General features: G+C 69.6%; 14 protein-coding genes and 2 pseudogenes. 7 read left to right on the top strand and 9 right to left on the bottom strand.

Annotated features, from left to right (window positions below; all coding sequences use genetic code 11):
* Positions 1-234 precede the first annotated feature (234 nt).
* The 5 genes and pseudogenes from AB0B35_RS24950 to AB0B35_RS24970 form a co-directional block, all read left to right on the top strand.
* On the top strand, positions 235-1,419 hold the full coding sequence (locus tag AB0B35_RS24950; protein WP_361049547.1) for a ParA family protein: 1,185 nt from the start codon (positions 235-237) through the stop codon (positions 1,417-1,419).
* Positions 1,420-1,459: 40 nt separating this feature from the next.
* Positions 1,460-2,509 (top strand): ParB/RepB/Spo0J family partition protein, encoded by a 1,050-nt coding sequence (locus AB0B35_RS24955; RefSeq protein WP_361049359.1) that lies wholly within the window; start codon positions 1,460-1,462, stop codon positions 2,507-2,509.
* 2,466 nt (positions 2,510-4,975) lie between these two features.
* A pseudogene (locus AB0B35_RS24960) lies at positions 4,976-5,196 on the top strand (integrase core domain-containing protein); the annotation flags it as partial.
* Positions 5,197-9,114: 3,918 nt separating this feature from the next.
* Positions 9,115-9,279, top strand: a complete 165-nt coding sequence (locus tag AB0B35_RS24965; protein ID WP_361049361.1) for a hypothetical protein — start codon at positions 9,115-9,117, stop codon at positions 9,277-9,279.
* A gap of 1,247 nt (positions 9,280-10,526) precedes the next feature.
* Positions 10,527-11,114 (top strand): annotated as a pseudogene (locus AB0B35_RS24970) (hypothetical protein); the annotation flags it as partial.
* Positions 11,115-11,340: 226 nt separating this feature from the next.
* Here the strand turns inward: AB0B35_RS24970 and AB0B35_RS24975 are convergent.
* Positions 11,341-12,324 (bottom strand): D-alanine--D-alanine ligase, encoded by a 984-nt coding sequence (locus AB0B35_RS24975; protein ID WP_361049363.1) that lies wholly within the window; start codon positions 12,322-12,324, stop codon positions 11,341-11,343.
* A gap of 7 nt (positions 12,325-12,331) precedes the next feature.
* The gene (locus tag AB0B35_RS24980; RefSeq protein ID WP_361049549.1) at positions 12,332-13,594 is read right to left on the bottom strand and encodes a PLP-dependent aminotransferase family protein; all 1,263 of its coding nucleotides are present in this window, start codon (positions 13,592-13,594) and stop codon (positions 12,332-12,334) included.
* Between the two features lie 265 nt (positions 13,595-13,859).
* On the opposite strand from AB0B35_RS24980, the gene AB0B35_RS24985 reads away from it, so the two are divergent.
* Positions 13,860-14,531 (top strand): GNAT family N-acetyltransferase, encoded by a 672-nt coding sequence (locus AB0B35_RS24985; RefSeq protein ID WP_360523417.1) that lies wholly within the window; start codon positions 13,860-13,862, stop codon positions 14,529-14,531.
* Positions 14,532-14,552: 21 nt separating this feature from the next.
* On the opposite strand, the gene AB0B35_RS24990 is transcribed toward AB0B35_RS24985, so the two are convergent.
* The 7 genes from AB0B35_RS24990 to AB0B35_RS25020 form a co-directional block, all read right to left on the bottom strand.
* Positions 14,553-15,836, bottom strand: coding sequence for a DUF2786 domain-containing protein (locus AB0B35_RS24990; protein ID WP_361049365.1), 1,284 nt, complete (start codon positions 15,834-15,836; stop codon positions 14,553-14,555).
* 2 nt (positions 15,837-15,838) lie between these two features.
* Positions 15,839-16,996, bottom strand: coding sequence for an N-acetylmuramoyl-L-alanine amidase (locus tag AB0B35_RS24995; protein WP_361049367.1), 1,158 nt, complete (start codon positions 16,994-16,996; stop codon positions 15,839-15,841).
* Between the two features lie 200 nt (positions 16,997-17,196).
* Positions 17,197-17,520 (bottom strand): thioredoxin, encoded by a 324-nt coding sequence (gene trxA / locus AB0B35_RS25000; protein ID WP_361049369.1) that lies wholly within the window; start codon positions 17,518-17,520, stop codon positions 17,197-17,199.
* A 110-nt stretch (positions 17,521-17,630) separates the two neighbouring features.
* Positions 17,631-18,554, bottom strand: coding sequence for a thioredoxin-disulfide reductase (gene trxB / locus AB0B35_RS25005; protein ID WP_203695059.1), 924 nt, complete (start codon positions 18,552-18,554; stop codon positions 17,631-17,633).
* A gap of 118 nt (positions 18,555-18,672) precedes the next feature.
* Positions 18,673-19,518 (bottom strand): hypothetical protein, encoded by an 846-nt coding sequence (locus AB0B35_RS25010; protein WP_361049371.1) that lies wholly within the window; start codon positions 19,516-19,518, stop codon positions 18,673-18,675.
* Positions 19,518-20,156 carry an RNA polymerase sigma factor SigM gene (gene sigM, locus AB0B35_RS25015; RefSeq protein ID WP_361049373.1) on the bottom strand — a complete coding sequence of 213 codons (639 nt, stop codon included), beginning with the start codon at positions 20,154-20,156 and terminating at the stop codon, positions 19,518-19,520. Before sigM ends, AB0B35_RS25010 begins: the two co-directional genes overlap by 1 nt.
* Positions 20,153-21,679 (bottom strand): protein kinase family protein, encoded by a 1,527-nt coding sequence (locus tag AB0B35_RS25020; protein WP_361049375.1) that lies wholly within the window; start codon positions 21,677-21,679, stop codon positions 20,153-20,155. The genes sigM and AB0B35_RS25020 overlap by 4 nt, the downstream gene beginning before the upstream one ends.
* 290 nt (positions 21,680-21,969) lie before the next feature.
* Here AB0B35_RS25020 and AB0B35_RS25025 point away from each other — a divergent pair, with 290 nt between their 5' ends.
* Positions 21,970-23,502 carry a helicase HerA-like domain-containing protein gene (locus tag AB0B35_RS25025; protein WP_361049377.1) on the top strand — a complete coding sequence of 511 codons (1,533 nt, stop codon included), beginning with the start codon at positions 21,970-21,972 and terminating at the stop codon, positions 23,500-23,502.
* The last annotated feature ends 15 nt before the right edge of the window (positions 23,503-23,517 follow it).

Genomic DNA, 23,517 nt, shown 5'->3' on the forward strand with positions numbered 1-23,517 from the left:
GTAGGCTGGCCGCGCGTCGATAATGTGGACCCGACTGTCGCGGGTGCGGTCTTTGCACCGCCGGCAGAGACGCCAGCGCGCGCCGGACCGGCCGGCGCAGCCATCCGATCCGATGCGGGCAGGGATGACACGGTGCAGGAATACGGCATGAGCCTCCCCCAGGGCTCTTACGGCGTTGTTTCACGTGAAACATCAACCCCGGCGCAGCGAGGCGCCGCCAACCAGGGCTCCGGTATGAGGCCGACCGTCGCGAACACGTACACGTCGAGCGCGGCAGGGTCATATCCGGCTCCCGGTGGTCCGGCGAGCCCTGACGCGACCGGTTTCCGTGCGACGGCCTCGGTGCCGCCGCCGGGGAGCAGTGTGCCGCCCGCGGAGTTCTCCTCGGCTCCGCACGGTGCGACCGGCTACGTGCCGGTGTCCGCTCCCCCGGCGAACCGGCCGCCGTCGCCCCGCCCTCAACCCAGTTCTACGCATGTCGCGGGTGAGGATCAGAGTGCGACCGCGTACGGTGCTTCTGACGCGAACACGACAGCGTCCGGTAGTTCGGAGGACCCACCGTTGGCCATGGAAGCGATGCGCGCCGTACAGATCCTTAACCCGAGCGGTGAGGTCACCATGCCTCGCCCGACCCGGCAGCGCGTCATGTGCGTCGCCAACCAGAAAGGCGGCGTGGGCAAGACGACCACGACGGTGAACCTTGCGGTGGCGTTGGCCCTGCACGGCAACCGGGTCCTGGTGGTCGACCTCGACCCGCAGGGCAACGCCTCGACCGGACTCAACGTGCCGCACCACGCGGGCGTGCCGGACGTCTACGACTGTCTGATCGACCAGGTGCCGATGGAGGAGGTGGCGCAGGCGGTCGAGGGCATCCCGAACCTCTACTGCGTGCCGGCCACCATCGACCTCGCCGGTGCCGAGATCGAGCTGGTCTCCGTGGTCGCCCGCGAGTCGCGGCTCGGCCGCGCGATCCAGGGCTTCCCGATGGAGTTCGACTACGTCTTCATCGACTGCCCGCCGTCGCTCGGCCTGCTGACGGTCAACGCGCTCTGCGCCGCACAGGAGGTGCTGATCCCGATCCAGTGCGAGTACTACGCACTGGAGGGCCTCAACCAGCTGCTGAACAACATCAACCTGGTGAAGGCCCACCTGAACCCGAACCTGGACGTGTCCACCATCCTGCTGACCATGTACGACCGCCGTACCCGCCTTGCGGACGCGGTCGAGCAGGACGTACGCAACCACTTCGGCGAGAAGGTGCTGACCTCGGTCATCCCCCGCAACGTGCGTGTGTCCGAGGCACCGAGCTACGGCCAGTCGGTCATGACTTATGATCCCGGTTCGCGTGGAGCCACCAGCTACTTCGAGGCCGCGCAGGAGATCGCCGAGCGCGGCGCGAAGATCGGAGTTGCGGCATGAGCACGCGGAACAGCACCACTGCGGAAGGCGAGGCAGCGGCATGACCCCGCCCCCCGTACGTAAGGGAGGCCTCGGTCGCGGTCTCGGTGCGCTGATCCCCTCGGCCCCGGTGGCGGCGGAGGCTCCTGTCGCGGCCCCGGTGCCGGCGCAGGCCGCCCCGGTCGAGGCTGTACCGGCCGCTGTGCCGGTCTCCGCTCCCCCGGCCGTCACGGTCGCCGTGGAGGCTCCGCAGGCTGTGGAGATGCCGCCCCCGGCGCAGGTGATGGACCTGGCACCCGTGCCCGGCGCGCGGTTCGCGGAGATCCCGGTCGGCTCGATCGTGCCCAACGCGAAGCAGCCCCGGCAGATCTTCGACGACGAGATGCTCGACGAGTTGAAGATCTCCATTCAGGAGGTCGGCTTCCTGCAGCCGATCGTCGTTCGCGAACTCGGCCAGGACAAGTACGAACTCGTCATGGGCGAGCGGCGCTGGCGTGCCGCACAGGCCGTCGGCAAGGAGATGATCCCGGCGATCGTGCGGGACACCCGCGACGACGCCATGCTGCGCGACGCCCTGCTGGAGAACATCCACCGGGCGCAGTTGAACCCGCTGGAAGAGGCGGCGGCGTACCAGCAGCTGCTGGAGGAGTTCGGCGCCACGCACGACGAGCTGGCCAAGAAGATCGGGCGCAGCCGGCCGCAGATCTCCAACACCATCCGCCTGCTGAACCTGCCCCCGCAGGTGCAGAAGCGGGTGGCCGCCGGAGTGCTGTCCGCGGGCCACGCACGTGCGCTGCTCAGCCTCGACCAGGCCGACGCCCAGGACAAGCTCGCGACGCGTATCGTCGCCGAAGGGCTGTCGGTGCGGGCCACCGAGGAACTGGTGACCCTGGCCAATGCGGAGAGCGACGCCAAGCAGCCAGCCGCCAAGCGGCGCGCCAAGCCACACGCCCCCGCCCTGGTCGACCTGGCGGACCGGCTGTCGGACCGGTTCGACACCAAGGTGAAGGTGGACATCGGTCGGAGCAAGGGCAAGATCACGATAGAGTTCGCGACGGTTGACGACCTGGAGCGGATCGTCGGGATCATCGGCGTGGAGAACCAGGAATAGACTAGGTTGACGAAGCGGGCCGCCCGATCGGGCGGCCCGCTCTCTTTCGCCCTGGCACAGGTTGAAGCGCCGGCTGAGGCTGACCAGGAAGTATCTCGGCTCGACCCGGTGAGGGCCTGGCGCGATTCCTAACCGCCTTCACCCGCCTCCTGCTTCGGACACGGCCCTTCCCTGGCTTTCCGCTCGTGGCGCGCCGGCTGTACCGGCTCCTCGCGCCGTCTGCTCCCGCATCTGGCGCGTCCAGGGTGGCTGGTATGGCCAGGTGCAGCTGTCAGGATCGGTCGGCCTCTGCAGTGAGACGCAGCGGGGTAACTCCATGCTGGCTGAATCCCTCCTCGCGGCAAGCCAACCGACCCGCCTCTTCGGGCGGCACGTGGGGACGAGATCCGCCTTGTCCATAACCGCGTCCTCCATCCGGGTCTGGCCGTGGGATACGGTGCACCTCGTCCGGGGCAATGGCCGACAGCCGAGGAGGGTCGCGTCGGTTGCGCCTCCGCTGCTGGAGGGATGCCCCGCGAGGTGGGACTGAGCCAAGGCCCGAGTGTGTGGGTTCGTCAGGCGGGAGGCCCTTCCCCGGTTTGCCGAAGCGGACTTGCGAACTCTGCCAGCAGGGCTGGCGGCCGCCGGAGATGACGACCGGTGCGGCCGGACCGGGCCCGATGGCACCTCTGGGTTGACGGTGCGCCGGGCTGGTTCCCGACAGAGCTCGCGGACTACGCCTGTTGGACCGCGGTCAGCCTGGCCGGCCGTTCGGGCCTGCAGCGCGATCCTGGGCGCGTGATGGGCCTGCTGGGACTGGTCCTCGGGCCTGCGAATCGGGCCTCTGGATGAGGCTGATGGCGGGGCCGACGGAGAGCCTGGCGGAACCCGATCGACGGCGTTGACGGGATCGGGGCTGTGGGCAGCTGTGCTGCATGGGTCGAGGGACCGACTGGTGGATCACGTCTGCGGTTCGGGTATGCGACCGTTCGCGGGGCCTGCGAACCGGTCGCACACCGGATCGGTCATCGTCCCATCTGGGGCCGGGGTTCACCGATGGTTACTGCGCGGCGCAGGGTCTGGCGAATCAGTCTCGTACGCCAGGGTCTGCTCGGTGGTGTGTCAGGCGGGCGTGCAAGTCGGTGGCTGCTGTACCCGAAGGCCGGAGCGTCTGGGGGCCGCTGGACCGGGTGTGGGGCTGAGAACTGAGTGAGTGCGTTGCCTGGCATAGCCGGTGGCGGGAACCGTCAGTGCGGAACGGGTGGCTTCGGCTCTGGGAGGTTCGGGGTGGTGGCGGTGCGCCCGGCAGGCCGGTGTGATGGCACGCGCGGACCGACATCCGGCTCACCGAACCGGCAATCGGCGGCGACCTGATCCGCCGACTCTGCGAGGCGGCATCACGTGGGATGTCATGCTTGCCCCCTGTCTCACGGCTTCGCCTGGAGCAATAGTTGCGGCCGGTGCGTGGCCTAGGCGCGCACCGGTGCCGAGGCCGTGATGTTTCACGTGAAACCAAGAGATCCTCTGTCACGCAGCGGACGTGGTGTTCGGCTTCACCTCACGTACTCCCGGCCGTGCGCGCGGTTGCACCGGCACTTCCCTGCTCGCGCTGCGGCCATCCTGGTGCGTTCGTCCGGCACCGCGTTCGGGGCAGTGGGCAACAGAGTCTTCACCGGTGGTGGAAACGGAGCCGCGGCCGGGCCGGCACCACCCACCTTGTCGTCAGCCGGCAAGAGCGAGGCGCATCATCGCGACACACCAAGGCTGCCGCAGGTGCGCTCTCCGCAACTGCAGCGCAGGCTGTCCAGGACGGCGACGACAGCGTTGCCGACTTGACGCGGCCTCGTGCCGGGTCCGGGGCAGGTGGTGAGTCGTGATGTGTGAACCCGTTCTGTGGGGATCGGTAGGTGCGTGACGGGCAGTCCTGACGAAGCTACGTGTCGGAAGGCCCATGTTGTGGCCGTCGGTCTCGGCGATGCCTGCGATGCGGTTCGTGCCTCGGGCAGCGGCGGTAGCGCCCACAACCGGCATCGGTTCCAGTGGGCGGCCATGAGATGCCGCCCTTCCTTCCTGAACCTGCCCGCGTCGCCCAGCCGCCGTCCGACGGCGGCGCGCCGACCTCCTCGACACATCCTTGAAAAAGTTGCCGGCTGTCGGACCTGTCTTATCAGCCGGCCGACCGCCCGTGCGATGGATCGAGGCCGGCTGGCAGAGCGCCGTTACGTCGGGCTGTCTGTTCCACGCGTCCCTCATGCTTCGAAGAGACCTCGGCGAGGCATGTGGTGGTCGAGCGCCTGGCACAGCTCGGTGATGGTCAGCGAAGTTCGACGCCGGCGGGAGGTCTGCACCGCCGGCACTAGTTCGAGGTGCAGGGGGCGGTGGCCCGGTCCCAGCGCTTCCGGAGGTTGTACTGGTCTACCCAGCCCTCTGCCGGTCACGCCTTCGGTGCGACATCCTGACCGCCTCCGGGAGCACCCTGCGAATGCACGCACCCACCCTTACCGCCCCCAGACCGATGGCAAGGTCGAACGCTTCAACCGCAGCACGCTCGACGATTGGCCCTACGCGCGGCACTGCCGCCCAGAGACCGAACGCGGTCAACATTCGGATGCTGGCTGCACTCCTACAACCACCACCGCGGACACACCGCGCTAGCCGGCCTGCCACCCGCCAGCCGCGTACCCAATCTCAGGGGCCAGAACCTCTAGCCGAGGCCGGGTTGTTCTCCGTCTCGCAAGAACGCGGATCGGGCGCGCCGGCGATCTTCTTGTTTCACGTGAAACCTTGCGATCGCCGCTCAGCACGCGCTGCTGTGGTCGAAGGCATGTCAGCCTGGTACTGAGGCTCCGATCGTGAGGAACGATTCGAGAGGTCCCGCCTTTAGTGTCCGTGCTGGAGCCGCCTGTCGGGAGGGAGACCGGCAATGCACGAGCCGACGGCACCCGGTGCCTCCACCGGCTACGTGTCTCGGAGTACCCAGGCTCTCGTCGTACAGCGGTGCATAAGGATCCGCTCGGGTGTGGGGGACGCAAGCGCTGGGGCAGTCTTGCCTTGAGCTAGACCCAGCGTTCGTGCCAACTCGCAGTGCCGGTTGGCGTGCCATTGAGGTGCCAGCTGCCACCGCTCCGCTTCCGGCCCGGCGGCCGGCTGAGATGTCACCGGCGCTGGTGGTGCCATGGAGCGGTGGCGAAGGGTGGGTTTGCTGTCCAAAGCCAGCCCGCCATGACGGTGGCGGCGGCCCTCCCCGCTTGCCGAGGGATCGCGGTCGGCGCGGGCAGGGCTGAGGGAACACGAGATGCTGGAGAGCCAGCGCGTGCCACTCGACGGGCCGTGGCCGAGCGTGTGTGCACCTTGCGGCTGACCGAGGAGTAAACCGTGCCACCCGTGGGGAAGCAACGGTTGGGAAGCCGCCGACGATCGGAAGGTCGGATCGGCCGTAGGAAGTCTGATGCAGCATTCCGTGTGATGGGCGGAGATGCGGTCGCCTAGCCGCGTGCGCGACCGGGCACGGCGGCGGCCAACGGCCTTCACCAACTGGTGGTCCGCACTGACTGGACGGGCTCTGCAGCGCAAGCCGGTCGCTCGTCGACTTGTGCCCCACCCACCGTCGGGAGTTGCGCTACTCCCCGGGGAGTACGGGCGGCATCGGCTGCCGTGCGGACCTGTGCCGGGAGGCTGTCGATGGCATGGTCATTCACTGTCGGTCGGCTGACGGGTGAGCCTGTCGTAGTGAGATCGGGTGCGACGTTCGTCAACGCGGGTGGGGTTGGGGCGCTGAAGCTCCTGCCGATGGCTCTCCCAGTACAGTCGCCGACGATCAGCGGTTGCTTCGACATCAGGGCGCCTCTCAGTCAGGTGCGGTGGACCCTCCCACAGTTGTAGGCCGCGTCGCTCCCCTGTCGGCACGGCATCGGTGGCCGGCACCCCGCTGTTGCGCGTGGCCGAATGCTGCGGCACCTAGACCGAAGGGCCGTGCGTAACGGTCCTGAGACACCTCGCCTGTCGAGCGGTGCACCGTCTGGAGGGAGCCCTACTTCGGCCTGCGCACGCCCGATCCAGCCGCAAAGTCCGTCTATCAACCTGCAGGTGGAATCGACATGCTCGGAAAGGCGAGCCGCCGCCGCAGACCGCGTCACAGTCCAGGTGCAGGTTCCCGCAGCGGGACGAGCTGAAACCAAGAGGTACGCCAGCCCGGTTCTTCGCTGTGGGCGGGGCTCTTGGCGGCGTCGTGGAGGAAGGTGGCCGTACACTCCCCCGGCTGTGTGTATCCGTGCGATGGGCCTGCGCGTGGAACGCATCCTGAGTGAGTCGGACCGTCGCGTCTGGCATGTGCGCGGGATCGTTCCGTGGTCCTGGCGGCTGCCACGCGATGGGTATCCGCGCCAACCGGTGAGTGTTGGCCGGACCTGGTTCTGAGTGGTCGGTACGCGATGGCGTGGACGGGCGCACTGTTTCACGTGAAACACGATGATCGCGTTCACGGCCTCGGCTGGATTTCTGCGGAGATTCGCTCCAGGCTTACCGGTGACGCCGGGCCAACCCGATTCAGTACCGGCAGGCAACCGGCTCATCGAACCTAGGTTTGCGACGTGCTCTCAGAGGATGGCTGCCTTGGAGGCACATACCGGTTGCGGTCGGGGCTCCAACGCGGAGGGCTGAGGCACATCGCCTCTCGCTTGTTGTGTGCGGTTCCGTGTAGGGCTCGGTACGACAACTGGTGCCGTGTTGGGATAGGTCCACGCGGCACCTGGATGGCGGCTGTTCGGACGTGGGTTGGGTACGCGGACGGTGTCGGCGTGCGCTTGTACCTCTGCCGGCCGTTCGTGGTCATGCTTTGAACCGTGCGCCGCACGTTCGTATGGATGGTTCTGTTTCCGCTTCCAGATCCGCGACCGGGTCCGCGCCGACACGGCAGGTGCCGACTCACACCGAATCGTCGCTTGGCTGGAGTACGGCGATGTTCGGCATCCAGTGCGGGCAGGGCTGGCTCGCCACAATGTGGCGCACACAGTTGAGGAAGGTGACACATGGGGAAGAAGTATTCGACGAAGCGTTGACTGTCCACCGCGGGCTGAGCCGCCGGCACCACGCCGCCCTTGTGCCCGTTGGGCCTGAGGGTCGGCGAGTACGCCTGCGGTTCCCTCGGACTTCCAGACGCCCGGCATTGCTTCGAGGCTTCGCCGGCGTCCGCGCGCGGCGAGTTGGCTTAGCTGGCTGACGGCGGCCGGCAGTCAACAACCGCGGCCTGGCAGCCCCCGATTCGGGCGGGAGCGGGTGCGCCTTGCCAACTCGGCAAGGTCGCCGGTTCGCTCAACGAGAGGGCGTTCGTCACGCGGGCACAGTGCTTGGTTGGCGCGTAGCCTTCCAGGACTCCGGTGGCGAACATGGGTTACGGCAGAGCGTTCGCGGTGGTCCGGGCGCACGGCCGTGTTGCCAGACAGGCCAAAGACATCGCCTGTTGATGCACCCGTTGTGAACCGGAGTCGCTGGTTCGGCGGATGGATCCAACAACGTTCGACACTCCAGCCAGCGCACGTTGGACTCGGCGTTCTCAACGCTCTCGTGCATCAGCGGCACAGCAGTCTCGGAGGTCAGGCCTCAGAGGTCTCAGCGGTTACGAGTTGAGCCGGCGTCCCCGACTTCCCCTGAGACCTGACACTCTGAGGGTTCAGGTAGACCTTGCGTTCCGGTGGCTCCGTGCGTCTTCTGAGACAGTGAGACCACCGCCGCTCGGCGGACCGATGGATGAGGTCTCAGGCCTATCTCCGTCGCGTGGATTCGCACGTTCTAATGGTCGTGGCGGGCCCGGCACCCGTTGCCGAGCTCGGCAGTCTTGACGATCCGGGTTCATTGGTGAACGCGGTGGGCTCAGCCGCAGTGGTGGCTGACGGACCTGTGTGGCCAAGACTGAGCAACTGGGGAAACGAATGCCGGCCGTCTGGCCCTCTGACGGATGGGTTTCGACCGTGGTGAGGGGGCCGGGTGACGGTGCCGTCGGTGAACCTGCCCAGCTTCTCCGCCGCGGTGGCCGTGGCGCCGCAACCTGTCCACCGGTCCCACCGACCGCGCGGATTCTCCGAGGTCGTTTACGCGTTCACCTCGGCGGCCCAGGGCGGGAGCTAAGCTGGGCCCGGCTCTTGTCGCTGGATCCGGCTGCGGTTCACCTCGGCCGTGAGGCCGCCTGATCCCGGTGCACCGCCCAGAGCCCCGGCGGTTCTGGCCGACCGCGCTGGGTTCGGCCCCGTGTCGGCCCTCGGGACTACCGAGGCGTGGGACAAGAATCCATGGGTGCGGAGTGACGCGTTGTTCAGTCCAGCATGAGGTGCAGAGATGAAGGAACGATCCGGCGGGTTTCCTGCACGCGGTTTCACGTGAAACCACGCTGACGGCAACGGTCGGAAGGATCGCCGCTCGGTGGCGGTAGGGATCATCGTTGGCCGGCCGCAGTGCGGCATTCGGCGACAGGCTGTGGCGGACACGCCTGCGATGGGTGCGATGGTGGTCCGGGGTAGCCATGACTCGGCCACTCCGTCCCGCTGATGCCAGAGGTGATGAAGACCGGCACAGGGTCCCTTGCCGAACCCGCCTGGCGAAGGGCACATCCGGAGCGGGTTGGCGGACCGCCGATGTCAGATCAACTGGTGAGTGCCGAGCACGAGTATGCCGCGATAGCGGCCGATGACGCAGTCAGCCTGCGCGGGGTCTTCATCAGTGCTGGAACTCGATCGCTGCTGCACCGCGCGTTCGAGCCGGGATCAGTTGACATGTGGTCGTTCACCGAGCCGAGCTGAAGTCATGCACTGCACAAACCGGCAGTGCCTTCACTCCGGCTGGGCAGGCTTTGTCGCGTCACCGCGGCACCGAGCCCCGGCGGCAGGTCCGGCACCCGATCGCGAGTCACACTCCCCCACGGACTCGCGGTGGCATGGAGGCGACCGCCTGTTGGCCGCTGCCCCAGCACTGGCCGCACACAGACCCCGGGAAGACATGGCGTCATGAAAGCGGGCGGGTTCTCGGTGGAAGTGCCCGCGCCCGGGAATCCGAGTCACTGAGCCCCGCCTAGCCGACGCGGACAGAGCACCTCTGGCAGAGTCATGCCAGGCGACTGAGGCGTCGACCCGTGCCGAGCATCAAAGACCTGTGCTGGCGTCGCCGGGCCGGCCAACGGCTCCGCCGATCCCCCAGACTCCGCTGGGGATCCCGGCACACAGGGTCGGCATTGACGGCGACGGGGCGTCCGGTCGTGGCTCGGTGCTGCCGGACTTCGTCGGGGGCATGACGGCCTGATTCAGACAGTCTGAGCTTGGCCACCGAGCTGGGCCGAGCGAGCCCAGGCCTCACGTGGTCGACAGCGGGCAGATCCCTCGCCACATCTGGCCCTACGGATCAGCCCCAGAGATCCGAAGCTGTGCCCGAGCCGTGCTGGGATGCAGAGGCACTGATGCTGACCACCCGCAACCCGCTGGAGAGTTCGAGCCGCCGTACGTCGGGCCCAGCGCGACTGATGCCCAGGACGACCTTTCTGAACCTTGAGCACCCGGGATGACTGGTTCGGCACCCCCTTCCGGGCGCCTGCCGTTCGGTCTGCCATCGCAGCTCCACCCGGCGGCGCTGGAACACCCAGGGGTCCGTACACAGGTCATCGGAGTTATCCACAACCCGCATGCCCAAGGTCAACGATCTCCACCGCCCCGCCGAAGTGCGAGGAAGGTCACGTATCCGCTGTCCACAGCCCCGGACTGTCCTCTTTCCACAGCCGGAGGCCGGTTATCCACAGGCCATGTTTCACGTGAAACCACCGCGGCGAACGGGTCGAATCCTCGTGCTGCCAACGGGATCAGCACGTAAACAGACATGCCGTCGCTCTGTGCACTCATGGCGTAACCGAGGTCACGATGCCACATTCCACAGGGCGGCCCCGACCTATCCACAAAGTTATCCACAGGCACCCTGTGGGCTGTGGTTTCACGTGAAACCGGCGTTCGGGAATCCACAGCCGGGGGGAGACAGGACCGCCTGGCTGGGCTAGATTCTGCAGGTGGCCGATACCCCCATGCCCCTTCCCGGCTTCACTGCGTGGCCCTCGTTTCCGTTCGAGGGCGACTTCAAGATCAAGCATCTTGACCCGCCGGTAGAGACCGAGCCGTCCCGCAAGGGTGAGGACTCGGCTGACTGCACGGCGTGCACCGCACCCGACGACGCGTACATCTGGGTGAACGAGCGCTGGCGCGTACGCACCATGGACCGGCCCACGGGCCTGCCGATGGTGCTGATGCTGGAGCCTCGGTCCCACCTCGATCTGGGCGACCTGCCGAACCTGCTCGCCGCCGAACTCGGCGTCATGACGGTGCGGCTTGAGCGGGCCATCCGTTCACTGGACAAGGTGGCCCGGGTCCACGTCTACCGGTGGGGTGACGGGGCCGCGCACCTCCACGTGTGGTTCATGGCCCGCCCGGTCGGGCAGTTGCAACTGCGCGGCACGTTCCTGCCGCTGTGGGATGACATCCTGCCGCCGATCCCCGAGGACCAGTGGCGGGAGAGTCTGGCCCACGTCGCGGCGTGGCTGGCGGAGTTCGGCGGCACGCCGCTGGCGCAGCCGCCACGCATCGACTGGCAGGCGCCCGCCAAGCTGACCGACTCCTGACCGGGTCGTGTGAGGCATACCGCTGACCCGGGTTCCACCGCGCCGGTCGACGCAGCGCATCCCGGCCCTTGGCACGAGTGGTAGTCGCACAGACCCGAGCGAGTGAGGCCCAGCACGGCGGCGACCGGCAGGCACCCAGGCCGGCGACATAACGCGAAGCGCCCAGGTTCCCGCAGAACCTGGGCGCTTCGCTGTTCAGCTGTGCCGGTCAGCCGGCGGGGCGGGCGGCGGCCTGCATGACCAGGCGGGCGATCACCTCTCCGAGGTCGAGTCCGCCGGCCTGCACCGCCATCGGCAGCAGGGAGGTCTCGGTCATGCCCGGTGAGACGTTGACCTCCAGGACAGTGCACTCCCCCGACGGGGCCACGATCAGGTCGACCCGGGACATGTCACGCAGGCCCAGCGCCTGGTGTGCGGCCAGCGCCGTCTTGACCACCTGTGCGCTCGTGTCCGCCGACAGCCGGGCCGGCGCGTGCCAGGTGGTGAGGCCGGCCGTGTATCGGGCCGCGTAGTCGTACACACCGTTGCTGGGCACGATCTCGACGGGCGGCAGCGCGAACGGCCCCTCGCCGAGGTCGAGGATGGACACCGCCACGTCCACGCCCTCGACATAGCGCTCCACGAGAGCGGTCTGGTCGTACGCGAAGCACCCGACCATCGCGGCCGGCAGCGCGGAGGCGTCCCGGACCACCGCGGCGCCCAGCCCAGAGCCGCCCTGGGCGGGTTTGACCATCAGGGGCAGGCCGAGGCGGTCCACGATGCGCTCCAGCACGGCGACGGCGCCGAGTTCGGAGAACCGGTCGTGCGGCAGCGCGACCCACTCGGGAGTGGGGATGCCGTACTCGACGAAGACCGCCTTCGCGGACGGCTTGTCCCAGGCGAGCCGGGCGGAGCGGGCATCGGGTCCGACGTAGGGCACGCCGCACAGGTCGAGCACGCCACGCAGAGAGCCGTCCTCGCCGGTGGAGCCGTGCAGTGCGATGAACACGGCGTCCGGCGGGTCGGACTTCAGGGCGGGCAGCAGGGCCACGTCGGCGTCGAGCATGTCCGCCTCTACGCCGACGGCGCGCAGGGCGTCCAGCACCCGGCGGCCCGATCGCAGCGAGACGTCACGCTCGTAGGACAGGCCGCCGGCCAGCACCAGGCAGCGGAGGTCGGTTCGGACGGCAGGCGAAGCGGACGGTGCGGTCACCCTCGAATCATGCCAAGTCGGGACCGGGCGCGTGCGCGCCGGGCCGCGGCAGCTCGGTCACCGCGTCCAGCGGCCCGGTGTCGCCGAACACGGCCCGCGTGGCCAGCTCCTGCTCGACCACTCCGGCGAGGCGGCGCACGCCCTCCCGGATGCGCTCCGGCGGCGGGAACGAGAAGTTCAGCCGCAGGTGCTGCTGACCGGTGCCGTCGGCGTAGAAGCCGGTTCCGGGCACGTACGCGACGCGCGCGGCGATGGCACGGGGCACCATGGCCTTGGAGTTGAGGCCGGCGGGCAGGGTCGCCCAGACGAACAGGCCGCCTGCCGGGTGGGTCCAGGTGGTGCCCTCGGGCATCAGGTCGGACAGCGCGGTCAGCAGCGCGTCGCGGCGCTCGGCGTAGATCTGCTGGTACGTCTTGAGTTGCTGGCGCCACGGCATGGTGGACAGGTAGGTGCTCACCACGGACTGGGCGAAGTTGCTCGGGCACAGGATGTTCGCCTCAGTGGCGATCACCAGCTTGTCGCGTACCGCGTGGGGGGCGAGGATCCAGCCCACCCGCAGGCCCGGCGCGAAGGTCTTGGAGAAGGTGCTCAGGTAGAAGACCCCGTCACGGCGGCGGGCGCGCAGCGGCCGCGGCGCCTCGCCCTCGAAGCCGAGGCGGCCGTACGGGTCGTCCTCGATGACCAGCAGTCCGGCCCGCTCGCAGATGTCGAGCACCTGCTCGCGGCGCTCCTCGGACAGGGTGACGCCCGCAGGGTTCTGGTAGGTCGGGATCGTGTAGAGGAACTTGACGCGGCGGCCGAGCCGGCGCTGCTCCTCGATCGCGATCTCCAGGGCGGCCGGGATGAGGCCGTCGTGGTCCATCGACACGTGCACGACCTGGGCCTGCGCCGCCTGGAAGACGCCCAGCGCGCCGACGTAGGTGGGGCCTTCCGCGAGCACGACGTCGCCGGGGTCGAGGAACAGCCGGGCGATCAGGTCGAGTGCCTGCTGACCGCCGATGGTGACGACGACGTCGTCGGGCGACGCGCCGACCGAGGCGTCGATGCCGACGTCGGCCATCAGGGCGCAGATCTGGTCACGCAGCTCGGGCATGCCCTGGCCGAGGCCGTACTGCAGCGCGCTGGCGCCCTGCTTGGCGACGAGTTCGCCGATGACCTCGCCGACCGCGTCGAGCGGTAGCGCGGAGATGTACGGCATACCCCCGGCGAGTGATACCACCTCGGGGCGGTTTGCCACGGCGAAGAGAGCTCGAATCTCCGAGGCGGTCATCCCGATGATGCGCTGCGCGTACCGATCGGTGTAGTCGTCGAGCGTCGTGCCCGTCTCCGCCACGGTCCCTCCCCGGCTGGACAAACAGTTGGTCATCGAATCGTACGCTGGGTCATGTGGGTCTTGAACCGACATTCGGTCGAATCCATCCAACGGGATAGGGTGCAGGAAGGCCGTAATCGGGCGTAAAGTCAATGGGTTGGCTCGGTGGCGGGCCAATTTTCGGCGCACGCGGCTCTGCCGCGGTAAGAGCACGGAGCTGCTCATGTCACGCAGAGTGGTGAATCTGACGCTGGACACCCTGGAGGACCTGCCCAAGGGATGTCGCAACTGCGTGTTCTGGGAGCTTGATCCGGTTTCCGGTGAGCGGGCCTGTGCCAACGGCGACCCGGGCCTGGAGAAGGAGGCCTGGGTCTCGCAGACCCTGCTGGAGTGGGGCTCCTGCGGCAAGATCGCTTACGTCGACGGCATGCCCGCCGCGTTCGTGCTCTACGCGCCCCCGATGTACGTTCCCCGCGGCAACGCCTTCCCCACCTCTCCGGTCTCCCCCGATGCCGTGCAGCTGATGACGGCGCACGTGGTGGCCGCGTTCGCGGGCGGCGGGCTGGGCCGGGTGCTGATCCAGTCGGTGGCCCGCGACCTCACCAAGCGCGGCATCCGCGCCATCGAGGCGTTCGGCGACGCCAAGTTCGGCGAGCACTCCGACGACGAGGACACGCGGCAGTTCAGCTGCCTCGCCCCGGCCGACTTCTTCCTCGCCGTGGGTTTCAAGACGGTGCGCCCACACCCGCGCTTCCCCCGGTTGCGCATGGAGCTGCGGACCGCGCTGTCGTGGAAGTCCGACGTGGAGTACGCGCTGGAGAAGCTGCTGGGCTCGATGAGCCCGGAACTGCTGCGGCCGGGAGTGCGGCCGGCGGTGCGCAGCACCACCAACTGAGCGGCACCACGGACCGGCGCGTCAGCGCAGGCCGGGCTCCGGCAGCCGCGGGCGGACCGCAAGTTCCGCGCGGTCCGCGGCGGCCCGGCCGGAGGCCCAGCCCGCGGCGTTGACCACTCGTGCGGTCCGGCTGACCCGGTGCGGGAACAGCTCTTCGAACGCCGTGTCCACGGCCTCGTTCCGGGCGGCGAGCACGGGCACCAGGTCGGTGCCGGCGGACAGTTCGGCGTCGACCTCCGCGCGGACCTCGGTGAGCCGCTCGCCGATGCGGGCGGCGTACGCGCTGAGGAACGCCTGCCGGAACGAGCGCACGTCGTTGCGGCCGTACCGGTCGGCCCTGGGGTTCGCCGCGGTCATCGCGTGCACGGCCTGCACCAGGAGCGAGGTGTAGAGCAGTTCCACGGCGTCGAGGTCGGGTTCGAAGCCGACGATGGTGCTCAGACCGAGATCCTTGAAGTTCAGCGCGCGGCAGCGGTTGGCGTCGGCGACGACCTGCAGCAACATCGCCTTCGGTCCCTCGTAGGGGTTGGCGATGACGATGCGCCGGTTGGCCGGGCCGTCGCTCGCGCCCGCCGCCGCGTCGACGAGCGCGTGGTCGATGCTGTGCCGGGCCATCAGCTGCTGCGCCTTGGCGGTGAACGCCTCGGCCTCCTCGGGAAAACCGGTCGATTCCGCTTTCGCCAGCAATGCCCGGATTCGATCGAGCATGCGCTGGTCGGCGCTGTTTGTCGACCCGGATGCGTTCCGACGAGGCGGGATGGGCGAACCGGGCGCGTGCCCGGCCGGCTCCAGCGGCGGCAGTTCCTGGTAGAGCCAGCGCATCAGCTCGAACGCGCCACCGAGCACCTTCAGCCGGTCGAGGCCGTGCCGCTCACCGAACCGGGCGAGGTGTTCCGTGTCGGCGGTCCACCACACGGTCGCGTCCAGTGCCGCCAGTTCGGCCGCCCAGCGCTCGTCGACCGTGGCCGGGTCGTGGGCCTGCGTCCGGGCGGCGAGCACGTCGGCGAGCAGCCGCGCCATCCAGACCGCAGCGGCCTTCGGGGCTTTGACGCGGGCGGCGAAGCGGCCCAGGGTGTGGTCCAGCTCGATGGGCCGCCAGTTGCGGTCCCAGGCGTGCTGCACCGCTTGTCCGAGTGCGCGGGAAACGGCCGCGTCGACGGCCTGGGAATCGAGGGTGCTGCCGTACACCTGCTCGCAGCCCACGCGGTAGCGCAGCTGGTCGCGGTACAGCAGAGCGGCGGTGACCTCGGACAGCATCCGGTCGGCGTACCGGAGAGCCTCGGCGGCGGTGGGGGTGGTCGGCATGCTCAGGTGCTCGGCAGGGCCAGGCGCAGCGCGCTCACGTCGATGGTGCCGGTCTTCACGTCGATCTCGACCGGGTAGTACATGCGCTGCACGGCGGCGACGATCGCCTCCACCACGCGCTCGCGGAACATCGGGTCGATCAGCTGCGCGCGGTCCTTCGGGGAGGTCAGGTAACCGACGTCTACGCGTACCGCGGGCATGCGGGTGTAGCGCAGCAGCTCCCAGGTCTTGGCGTGGGTGTGGCAGTTGCGCAGCCCGGTGCGCGCCACGATCTCCCGCTGGACCAGCCCGGCCAGCCGCTCCCCCATCGTCGAGGTGACGCCGTTCGAGGTGCCGTAGTGGTAGGTGGCGACTCCGTCGGCCTGCGGGTTGTGGTGGCCGTCGATGTGCAGCGAGATCAGCAGGTCCGCGGCCAGGTCGTTGGCCAGCTGCGCGCGGTCCAGGTCGCTGGGCGCCTCGATGGGCAACGGGCCGCGGGTCAGGTGCACCCGCATGCCGGCCGCGGCGAGCCGGCCTTCCAGCCGGGTGGCGAGGTCGTACGCCAGGTCGGACTCGGTCCAGCGCAGCGGGCCGTCCGGCACGACCACGCCCGGGTCGGAGCCGCCGTGCCCCGGGTCGACGATGATCTGCCGCCCGACCAGGCTGGGCCCGGTCTGCCGGAAGGTCACCTCCTCGCGGAGTTTCAGCGGGGAGCCGCCGACCACCTTGCGCCCGAGCCGCCGCAGCATGTGCAGGGTCTGCGGGCCGCAGGTGCCGTCGGGGGTCAGGCCCATCTCGCGCTGGAAGGCCGACAGGCCCCGCGCGGTACGCGGCCCGTACACGCCGTCGGTGCGCCCGACGTCGTAGCCCATCTCCAGCAGCCGCTCCTGCAACTGGCGCACGTCGTCGCCGCGCAGCGGGTCGGAGACGCTGAAGTAGAGCGTGCGGGCGCCCAGGGTCCACCGGGCGGCGTCCAGCGCGCGCCACGTCTCGGCGCCCACCTCACCGTCCACGGACAGCCCACGGTCCTGCTGGAACGCGCGCACGGCCCGTTCCGTGGCAGGGTTGAAGTGGTCCGCCTCGGCCGGGTCGGCCGGGGCCTCCAGCAGCCCCAGCGCGACCAGGATCGACCGGATCTCGGTGACGGCCGGGCCGCGCTCACCGCGCTTGATGGCTCGCACAGCGGACCTCCTGGTAAACCTCACAAATGCCACCGGAGCCTATCGTGCCGCGCGGGCCGGTAGGGATCTCGAACCTGTAGTCGTTCCGACGCGCCGTCCGTAGGCGGCCCGGCGGACCATGACCATGTTCCTCGGCGGGGGGCCGGACAAACCCGTGGGGCCTCAAGCCGCAGCTGGAAGCCCCACGGGGTGGCGCAGCGTCAGAGTGCCGTCTGGATGAGCCGGAGGATGTCGCTCTTGGGCTTCGCGCCCGCGACCGACTGCACCGGCCGCCCGCCCTTGAACACGGTCAGCGTCGGCACCGACATGACGCGGTAGGCCCGCGCGGTCTCCGGGTTGGCGTCGATGTCCAGCTTGACGATGGTGACCTGGTCGGCCATCTCGCCGGCGATCTCCTCCAGCACAGGTGCCACCTTGCGGCACGGCTGGCACCACTCGGCCCAGAAGTCCACCAGTACCGGCTTGTCGGACTGCAGTACGTCACTGACGAACGTCGCGTCGGTGACCGCCTTCGCGGATCCCATTCGGGTCTCTCCTATCTCAGATCTTTCCGTCTTCCGTCCGGCGGGCCGGTGTGGGCGAGATCGTGCGCTCACTCACCGGTGCGCCAGACTGTGCTGCTGCTTCTCGCCCACTAGTGGGCGAGAAAGCGCTCCGCGTCGAGCGCCGCGGTGCAGCCCGTGCCGGCTGCGGTGATGGCCTGGCGGTAGGTGTGGTCGACCAGGTCGCCCGCGGCGAAGACACCCGGGATGTCGGTACGCGTGCTCGGCGCGTCGACCTTCACGTAACCCTCGTCGTCCAGCTCGACCTGGCCGCGGAACATGTCGCTGCGCGGGTCGTGGCCGATGGCGACGAACACGCCGGTCGCCGCGATCTCCCGGGACTCTCCGGTGATCACGTTGTGCACCCGGATGCCGGAGACCTTGCCGTCCGTGCCGAGGACCTCGTCGATCACGGTGTTCCACTCGACGGAGATCTTCTCGTTGGCCAATGCGCGCTCCGCCATGATCTTGCTGGCGCGGAACTCGTCGCGGCGGTGGATGATCGTGACGTGCTCGGCGAAACGGGTGAGGAACGTCGCCTCCTCCATCGCCGAGTCGCCGCCGCCGACGACCACGATGCGCTGGCCCTTGAAGAAGAAGCCGTCACAGGTGGCACAGGAGGACACGCCGTGGCCGAGCAGCTCCTGCTCGCCGGGCACGCCCAGCGGCCGCCAGGCCGAACCGGTGGTGAGGATGACGGCGCGGGCCCGGTACTCCTGGTCGCCGACCCATACGCTCTTGACGTCGCCGGCCAGCTCGACGCGGGTGGCGTTGTCGGTGATGAACTCGGTGCCGAAGCGCTCGGCCTGCTTGCGCATCTGGTCCATCAGCTCCGGACCCATGACCCCGTCCGGGAAGCCGGGGAAGTTCTCCACCTCGGTGGTGGTCATCAGCGCTCCGCCTGACTCGACGCCCTCGATGAGCAGGGGCTTCAAGTTGGCCCGAGCAGCGTAGACGGCGGCGGTGTACCCGGCCGGACCCGAGCCGACAATGATCAGGTTTCGGACGTTCTCCACGAGACGCGCTCCCTTGGGTCGACACGAACTGTTCGCGCCGTACTTGTCGCTGGCTGAAACGCCATCGTACGGAGCGGATGTTCCATTACGGCCCCAGCGGTGGGTCAGCTCACTGTGTCTAGTTGCGGGGCGCGCGGAACAGCTCGTCGGGACCCGTCAGGCCGCACTGCGGACCGGCCACGAACCACCAGTTGCCGGTGGCCGTGTCCACCTTCACGATGAGGGCGGGACGGCCCTCGAAGCGGGCGAAGTCGGCACCGGTGACCGTGCCCGGCAGCACCGTGCTGATCGCCGCGAAGCAGGTCGCCAGCGCCTCGCCGGAGCCGCCCAGCCGGTTCAGATCGGTCGCCGCGGCCATCTCGCTGCCGTCGAACGTCCGTGCGGCCTCGGAGCTGGGTGTGGTCTTCTGCGACATGCTCCCGCTGGCCAGCATCTCGCGGCGGTAGTCCGTGCCGCTGGCGGTGGTCGGCACGCCGCCATCAGGGGCCACGGCGATGGCGGGAGCGTTCTCCGCGGTGAGGCCGGCACCCGCGTCCTGCTGCGACGTGGCGAGGGGGCCGAGCGGCAGCACGATGCCCGCCAGCGCGAGCACGCTCGCGGCTACCACGACCGGGGTGGCCCAGCGTCGCCAGCCGCGGCGGGCGGCCCGGGAACCGGGAGCGTCCCGGTTCAGCGTGCGCTCCCCCACCGCGGGGCGCGGCGGGACAGGCCGGGGCGCGGTGAACTCCGGAGACGCCAGCAGGGCGTCGAAACGTGCGGCGATGTCGTCGGGCATCGGCTCCGGGGCCGCGCCGAGGGCCGTCAGGTCCGCGTCGACGAGGGCCAGTGCGGTCGTCAGGTCGGCGGCGGCGGAGCGCCAGCCGGGATCGTCGGCGACGAGCCGTGCGACCCGCTGGTGCTCCGGGGTGCCGTCCAGCGCACCGCCGACGTAGTCGGCCAGCAAGTCGAGATCAACTGCGCTCATCAGAGCCCCCCTCCCGGTGTGACGTCCTGTGCTCGTGTCCCTCCGACGTCAGGGGAGTCGCCGAGGTTGCGCAGGTGCCCCAACATCACAGCGAGCCGGGCCCGGCCCCGTGAGCAGCGGCTCTTGATGGTGCCCTCGGCCACTCCCATCATCTGCGCGACCTCGGCCACCGAGTAGCCCTGCAGGTCCACCAGCACCAGAGCTGCGCGCTGGTCGTACGGCAGCTCGGCCAGCGCGGACCGGACCACCATCGCGGTGTCGTGGTCGGTGCTGGGCGCGGCCGGCTCGTTGCGGGTGGGGGTGTGCCGGTCGTCGTCGTCCGCGCCGGCCTGGCCGGGCAGCGGCACGGTCAGGTGCGCCTGGCGGCGGCGCAGCCGGTCGACGCACGCGTTCACGACGATGCGGTGCAGCCAGGTGGTGACCGCCGCCTCGCCGCGGAAGCGGCCTGCGGCGCGGTGCGCCGACAGCATCGCCTCCTGCAGCGCGTCGGCGGCGTCCTCCCGGTCGTTGGTGGTGCGCAGCGCGACCGCCCAGAGCCGGTCGCGGTGACGGCGGAACAGCACCCCGAAGGCGTCGGGCTCGCCGGCGGCATGGGCCGCCAGCAGCTCCTCGTCCGTACGGGGGTCCTGCCCGGTCACTGCACCTCTACCGCGATCTCCTGCACGCCGACACGGTAGGGGTAGTCCGACTCGCCGGGGTCACGCGGCAGATCGGTGATCCAGACCAGCAGGTACTGGTACTGCGTGGAGGCGTCGGTGGAGAACACCATGGTGGTGCCCGAGTCCTTGCCGAAGGCCTGCGAGCCGGCGACCTGCTGGTAGGTGTCGACGATGGTCTTGTCGCCGGCCCTCGAATCCGGCGCGGCGGCCGAGCCGCCGAGCAGGGTGGCCGACGCGCCGGGGGCGGAGAGCTGGAGCGTGACGCTGGACACCAACTGGGGCTTGTCCAGCATGATCAGGATGCCGATGCCCTTTTTGGCGGTGTTGCCGAAGTTCGACCACTTGTATCCGGTCGTCTGCCACAGCGTCTTCGGGTTGCCGTCGACCATGTTCGGCGCTTGCTTCTCGTTGTCGCGGTCCTTGACCGGGGCGACGATGCGCACCTGGTCGGCGCGCAACTTGACCGCCTGCGGCTGGGGTGCGGGGGTGGCGCTGGCCTCCACGGCGACGTTGGGCGTCGGCCGGAGCGTGGACGGCTCGGTCGCGTCGGCGTTGAGCGCCCGCACGGCGAGCACCAGGCCGGAGACGACCAGCGCCAGGGCGACGCCGCCGGCGACCATCAGGCGCGGGGTGGCGGCCCGGGGGGCCGGCTCGGGCGCGGCGCTCTCGTCGGCGAAGCGCAGCGTGCCGTTGCCGCCGAAGAGCAACCGCTCGCCGGTGTCCAGGCGGGCCAGCTCGCCGGTGAGCACCTGCGCGGTGGGCACGGCCAGCTTCGGGTCGAGCAGGTCCATGACGAGGTCGTCGAGGTACGTCGGGACGCCGGCGCGCACGTTGCGGGGCGCGACCAGGCTGCCGGTGCTGTCGCGGCGGGCGTCGGCCAGCGCGGTCGCGCGGCCCGCCTCGGCGCGCGGCCAGTGGCCGGTGAGCATGAAGTAGGCCAGCGCGCCGAGGCTGCGCACGTCGGCCTCGTTGCTGGTGGTCGAGTCGACCCGGGCGTCGGCCAGCACGACCCGCCCGTCGGCGGCGACCAGGACCGTGCCGGGGTGCACGTTGCCGTGCGCCATCCCGCTGGCGTGCAGCGCGGACACCGCGTCGGCGACGGCGTGCAGCACGGAGGTGGTGCGCTCGGCGTCGAACGGGCCCTCCTCGGCGACCAGGTCGCGCAGCGCGGTGCCGTCGATCCACTCGCGGATGACGTAGGCCCGCTCGCCCTCGTCGATCGCGTCGTAGACGCCGATCAGGTTGCCGTGCACGACCCGGCTGGCGGTGACCGCCGCGGAGAGCATCTCCTCGGCGGCGGCTCCGCCAGGCGTACGCAGCACCAGTGCGACCGGACGGCGCAGCACGATGTCGACCCCGCGCCAGACCTGGCGGCCCGCGCTGTCATCGTTGACGTGCTCCTCGAGGCGGTAGCGCTCGGCCAGCACATCGCCGATCGCAAGCCCGCCCAGAGCTCCGGCAGCGGACCCGGCCGCGCGTGGACCCTCGCCGACCTGGGTCACCCCGTCCTCCCTCATCAAGCAGTCGCTCTCTATCAGCCCGGCGTGGCGTCGATCAGCCATTCGGCGCGTGTCGAAGCCGTCGCATTGTTGTCCGCTATCTAGAGAGCCTAGGCGCTCCGCTCGGTTGCCGAGTGCGACCTTACAGCTATCCGACGAATCGGCGCATCGGCAAGGGGCCGGTTCCGGGACTCGAACGTATATCAGTCGGCGGTTCGGATACTCCGTGCGTGGGACCCAAAATAGCTACGCTTCCTCCATATCGGGCAAATTGCGGCAAGGGGACGTATCTCATGGTGGACGCGGCGGCGACAAAGGCGGGCTACACCTTCGACGGCCCGGCGCTCGACCTGGGCGCGCTCGTCGGCGACGACGGCAAGGCCGACCCGGACTGCCCGATCCGGGTCCCGCTGGCCATGCTCAACCGGCACGGCCTGGTGGCGGGCGCCACAGGCACCGGCAAGACCAAGACCCTCCAGGTGATGGCCGAGCAGCTCTCCGCGGCGGGGGTGCCGGTCTTCCTGGCCGACATCAAGGGCGACGTCAGCGGCATGGCCGCCCCGGCAGTGCCGTCCGAACGGATCACCGAACGCATGGCTGAGCTCGGACAGCCCTGGACCCCGACGTCCTACCCCTGCGAGTTCCTCACCCTCGGCGGCAAAGGCGTCGGCGTGCCGGTGCGCGCCAGCATCACCGACTTCGGGCCCCTGCTGCTGGCCAAGGTCATGGACCTGACCGAGGTGCAGACGTCCTCACTCAACCTGGTCTTCCACTTCGCCGACGCGAAGGGCCTGCCGCTCGTCGACGTGAAGGATCTGCGCGCGGTGATCCAGTACCTGGTCTCCGAGGAAGGCGCGGCCGAACTCAAGGGCCTGGGCGGGCTGTCCAAGCAGACCGCCGGAGTGCTGCTGCGCGAGCTGATCGCGTTCACCGATGCCGGGGCCGACGCGTTCTTCGGCGAACCCGAGTTCGCCACCACGGACCTGCTCCGTAACGTCCCCGACGGGCGGGGCATGGTCACCATCCTGGAGCTGCCCGGGGTGGTCGCCCAGCCCGCGCTGTTCTCCTCGTTCCTGATGTGGCTGCTCGCCGACCTCTACCAGGAGCTGCCCGAGGTCGGCGATCCGGACAAGCCCAAGCTCGTGTTCTTCTTCGACGAGGCGCACCTGCTGTTCAAGGACGCCTCCAAGGCCTTCCTGGAGTCGATCACGCAGACGGTGCGGCTGATCCGGTCCAAGGGCGTCGGGGTCTTCTTCGTCACCCAGACACCCAAGGACGTGCACGCCGACGTGCTGGCTCAGCTGGGCAGCCGGGTGCAACACGCGCTGCGGGCGTACACCCCCGACGACGCCAAGGCGCTGAAGGCGACGGTGTCCACCTTCCCGAAGTCGGGCTACGACCTGGAGGAGGTGCTCACCCAGCTCGGCACGGGCGAGGCGATCGTGACCGTGCTGAACGAGAAGGGCTCCCCCACCCCGGTCGCGTGGACCCGGCTGCGGGCACCCCAGTCGCTGATGGCGGCCGTCGAGCCCGCGATGATGGCGGCACTGGTCGCCGGGTCGCCGCTGGGTGCGAAGTACAACGTCGCGGTGGACCGGGAGTCGGCATACGAGATGCTGGCGGCCCGGCTTGCCCCGCCACCCGCCCCGGCCGCGCCCGTGCCGCCCCAGCAGCAGGCGCCCGCTCCCCCGCCGCCGGCCAGGGCCGAACCGAACCTCGCCGAGCAGATCCTCGGCTCCAAGACCACCAAGCGCCTGCTCACCACGGCAGCCGCCGCGGCCGGCACCGCCATCATCCGCTCCATCTTCGGCACCCGCCGCCGCTGACCACACGGCACCGCG

This window comes from Catellatospora sp. NPDC049133, assembly GCF_040648455.1.
GTDB classification, from domain to species: Bacteria; Actinomycetota; Actinomycetes; order Mycobacteriales; family Micromonosporaceae; genus Catellatospora; species Catellatospora aurea.

Excerpts from the sequence above, each read along its gene's own strand:
- AB0B35_RS24950 (WP_361049547.1), top strand. The coding sequence starts at position 235 with ATGAGGCCGACCGTCGCGAACACGTACACGTCGAGCGCGGCAGGGTCA.
- AB0B35_RS24955 (WP_361049359.1), top strand. The coding sequence starts at position 1,460 with ATGACCCCGCCCCCCGTACGTAAGGGAGGCCTCGGTCGCGGTCTCGGT.
- AB0B35_RS24965 (WP_361049361.1), top strand. The coding sequence starts at position 9,115 with ATGTCAGATCAACTGGTGAGTGCCGAGCACGAGTATGCCGCGATAGCG.
- AB0B35_RS24980 (WP_361049549.1), bottom strand. The coding sequence starts at position 13,594 with ATGACCGCCTCGGAGATTCGAGCTCTCTTCGCCGTGGCAAACCGCCCC.
- AB0B35_RS24985 (WP_360523417.1), top strand. The coding sequence starts at position 13,860 with ATGTCACGCAGAGTGGTGAATCTGACGCTGGACACCCTGGAGGACCTG.
- AB0B35_RS24990 (WP_361049365.1), bottom strand. The coding sequence starts at position 15,836 with ATGCCGACCACCCCCACCGCCGCCGAGGCTCTCCGGTACGCCGACCGG.
- trxA (WP_361049369.1), bottom strand. The coding sequence starts at position 17,520 with ATGGGATCCGCGAAGGCGGTCACCGACGCGACGTTCGTCAGTGACGTA.
- AB0B35_RS25010 (WP_361049371.1), bottom strand. The coding sequence starts at position 19,518 with ATGAGCGCAGTTGATCTCGACTTGCTGGCCGACTACGTCGGCGGTGCG.
- AB0B35_RS25025 (WP_361049377.1), top strand. The coding sequence starts at position 21,970 with ATGGTGGACGCGGCGGCGACAAAGGCGGGCTACACCTTCGACGGCCCG.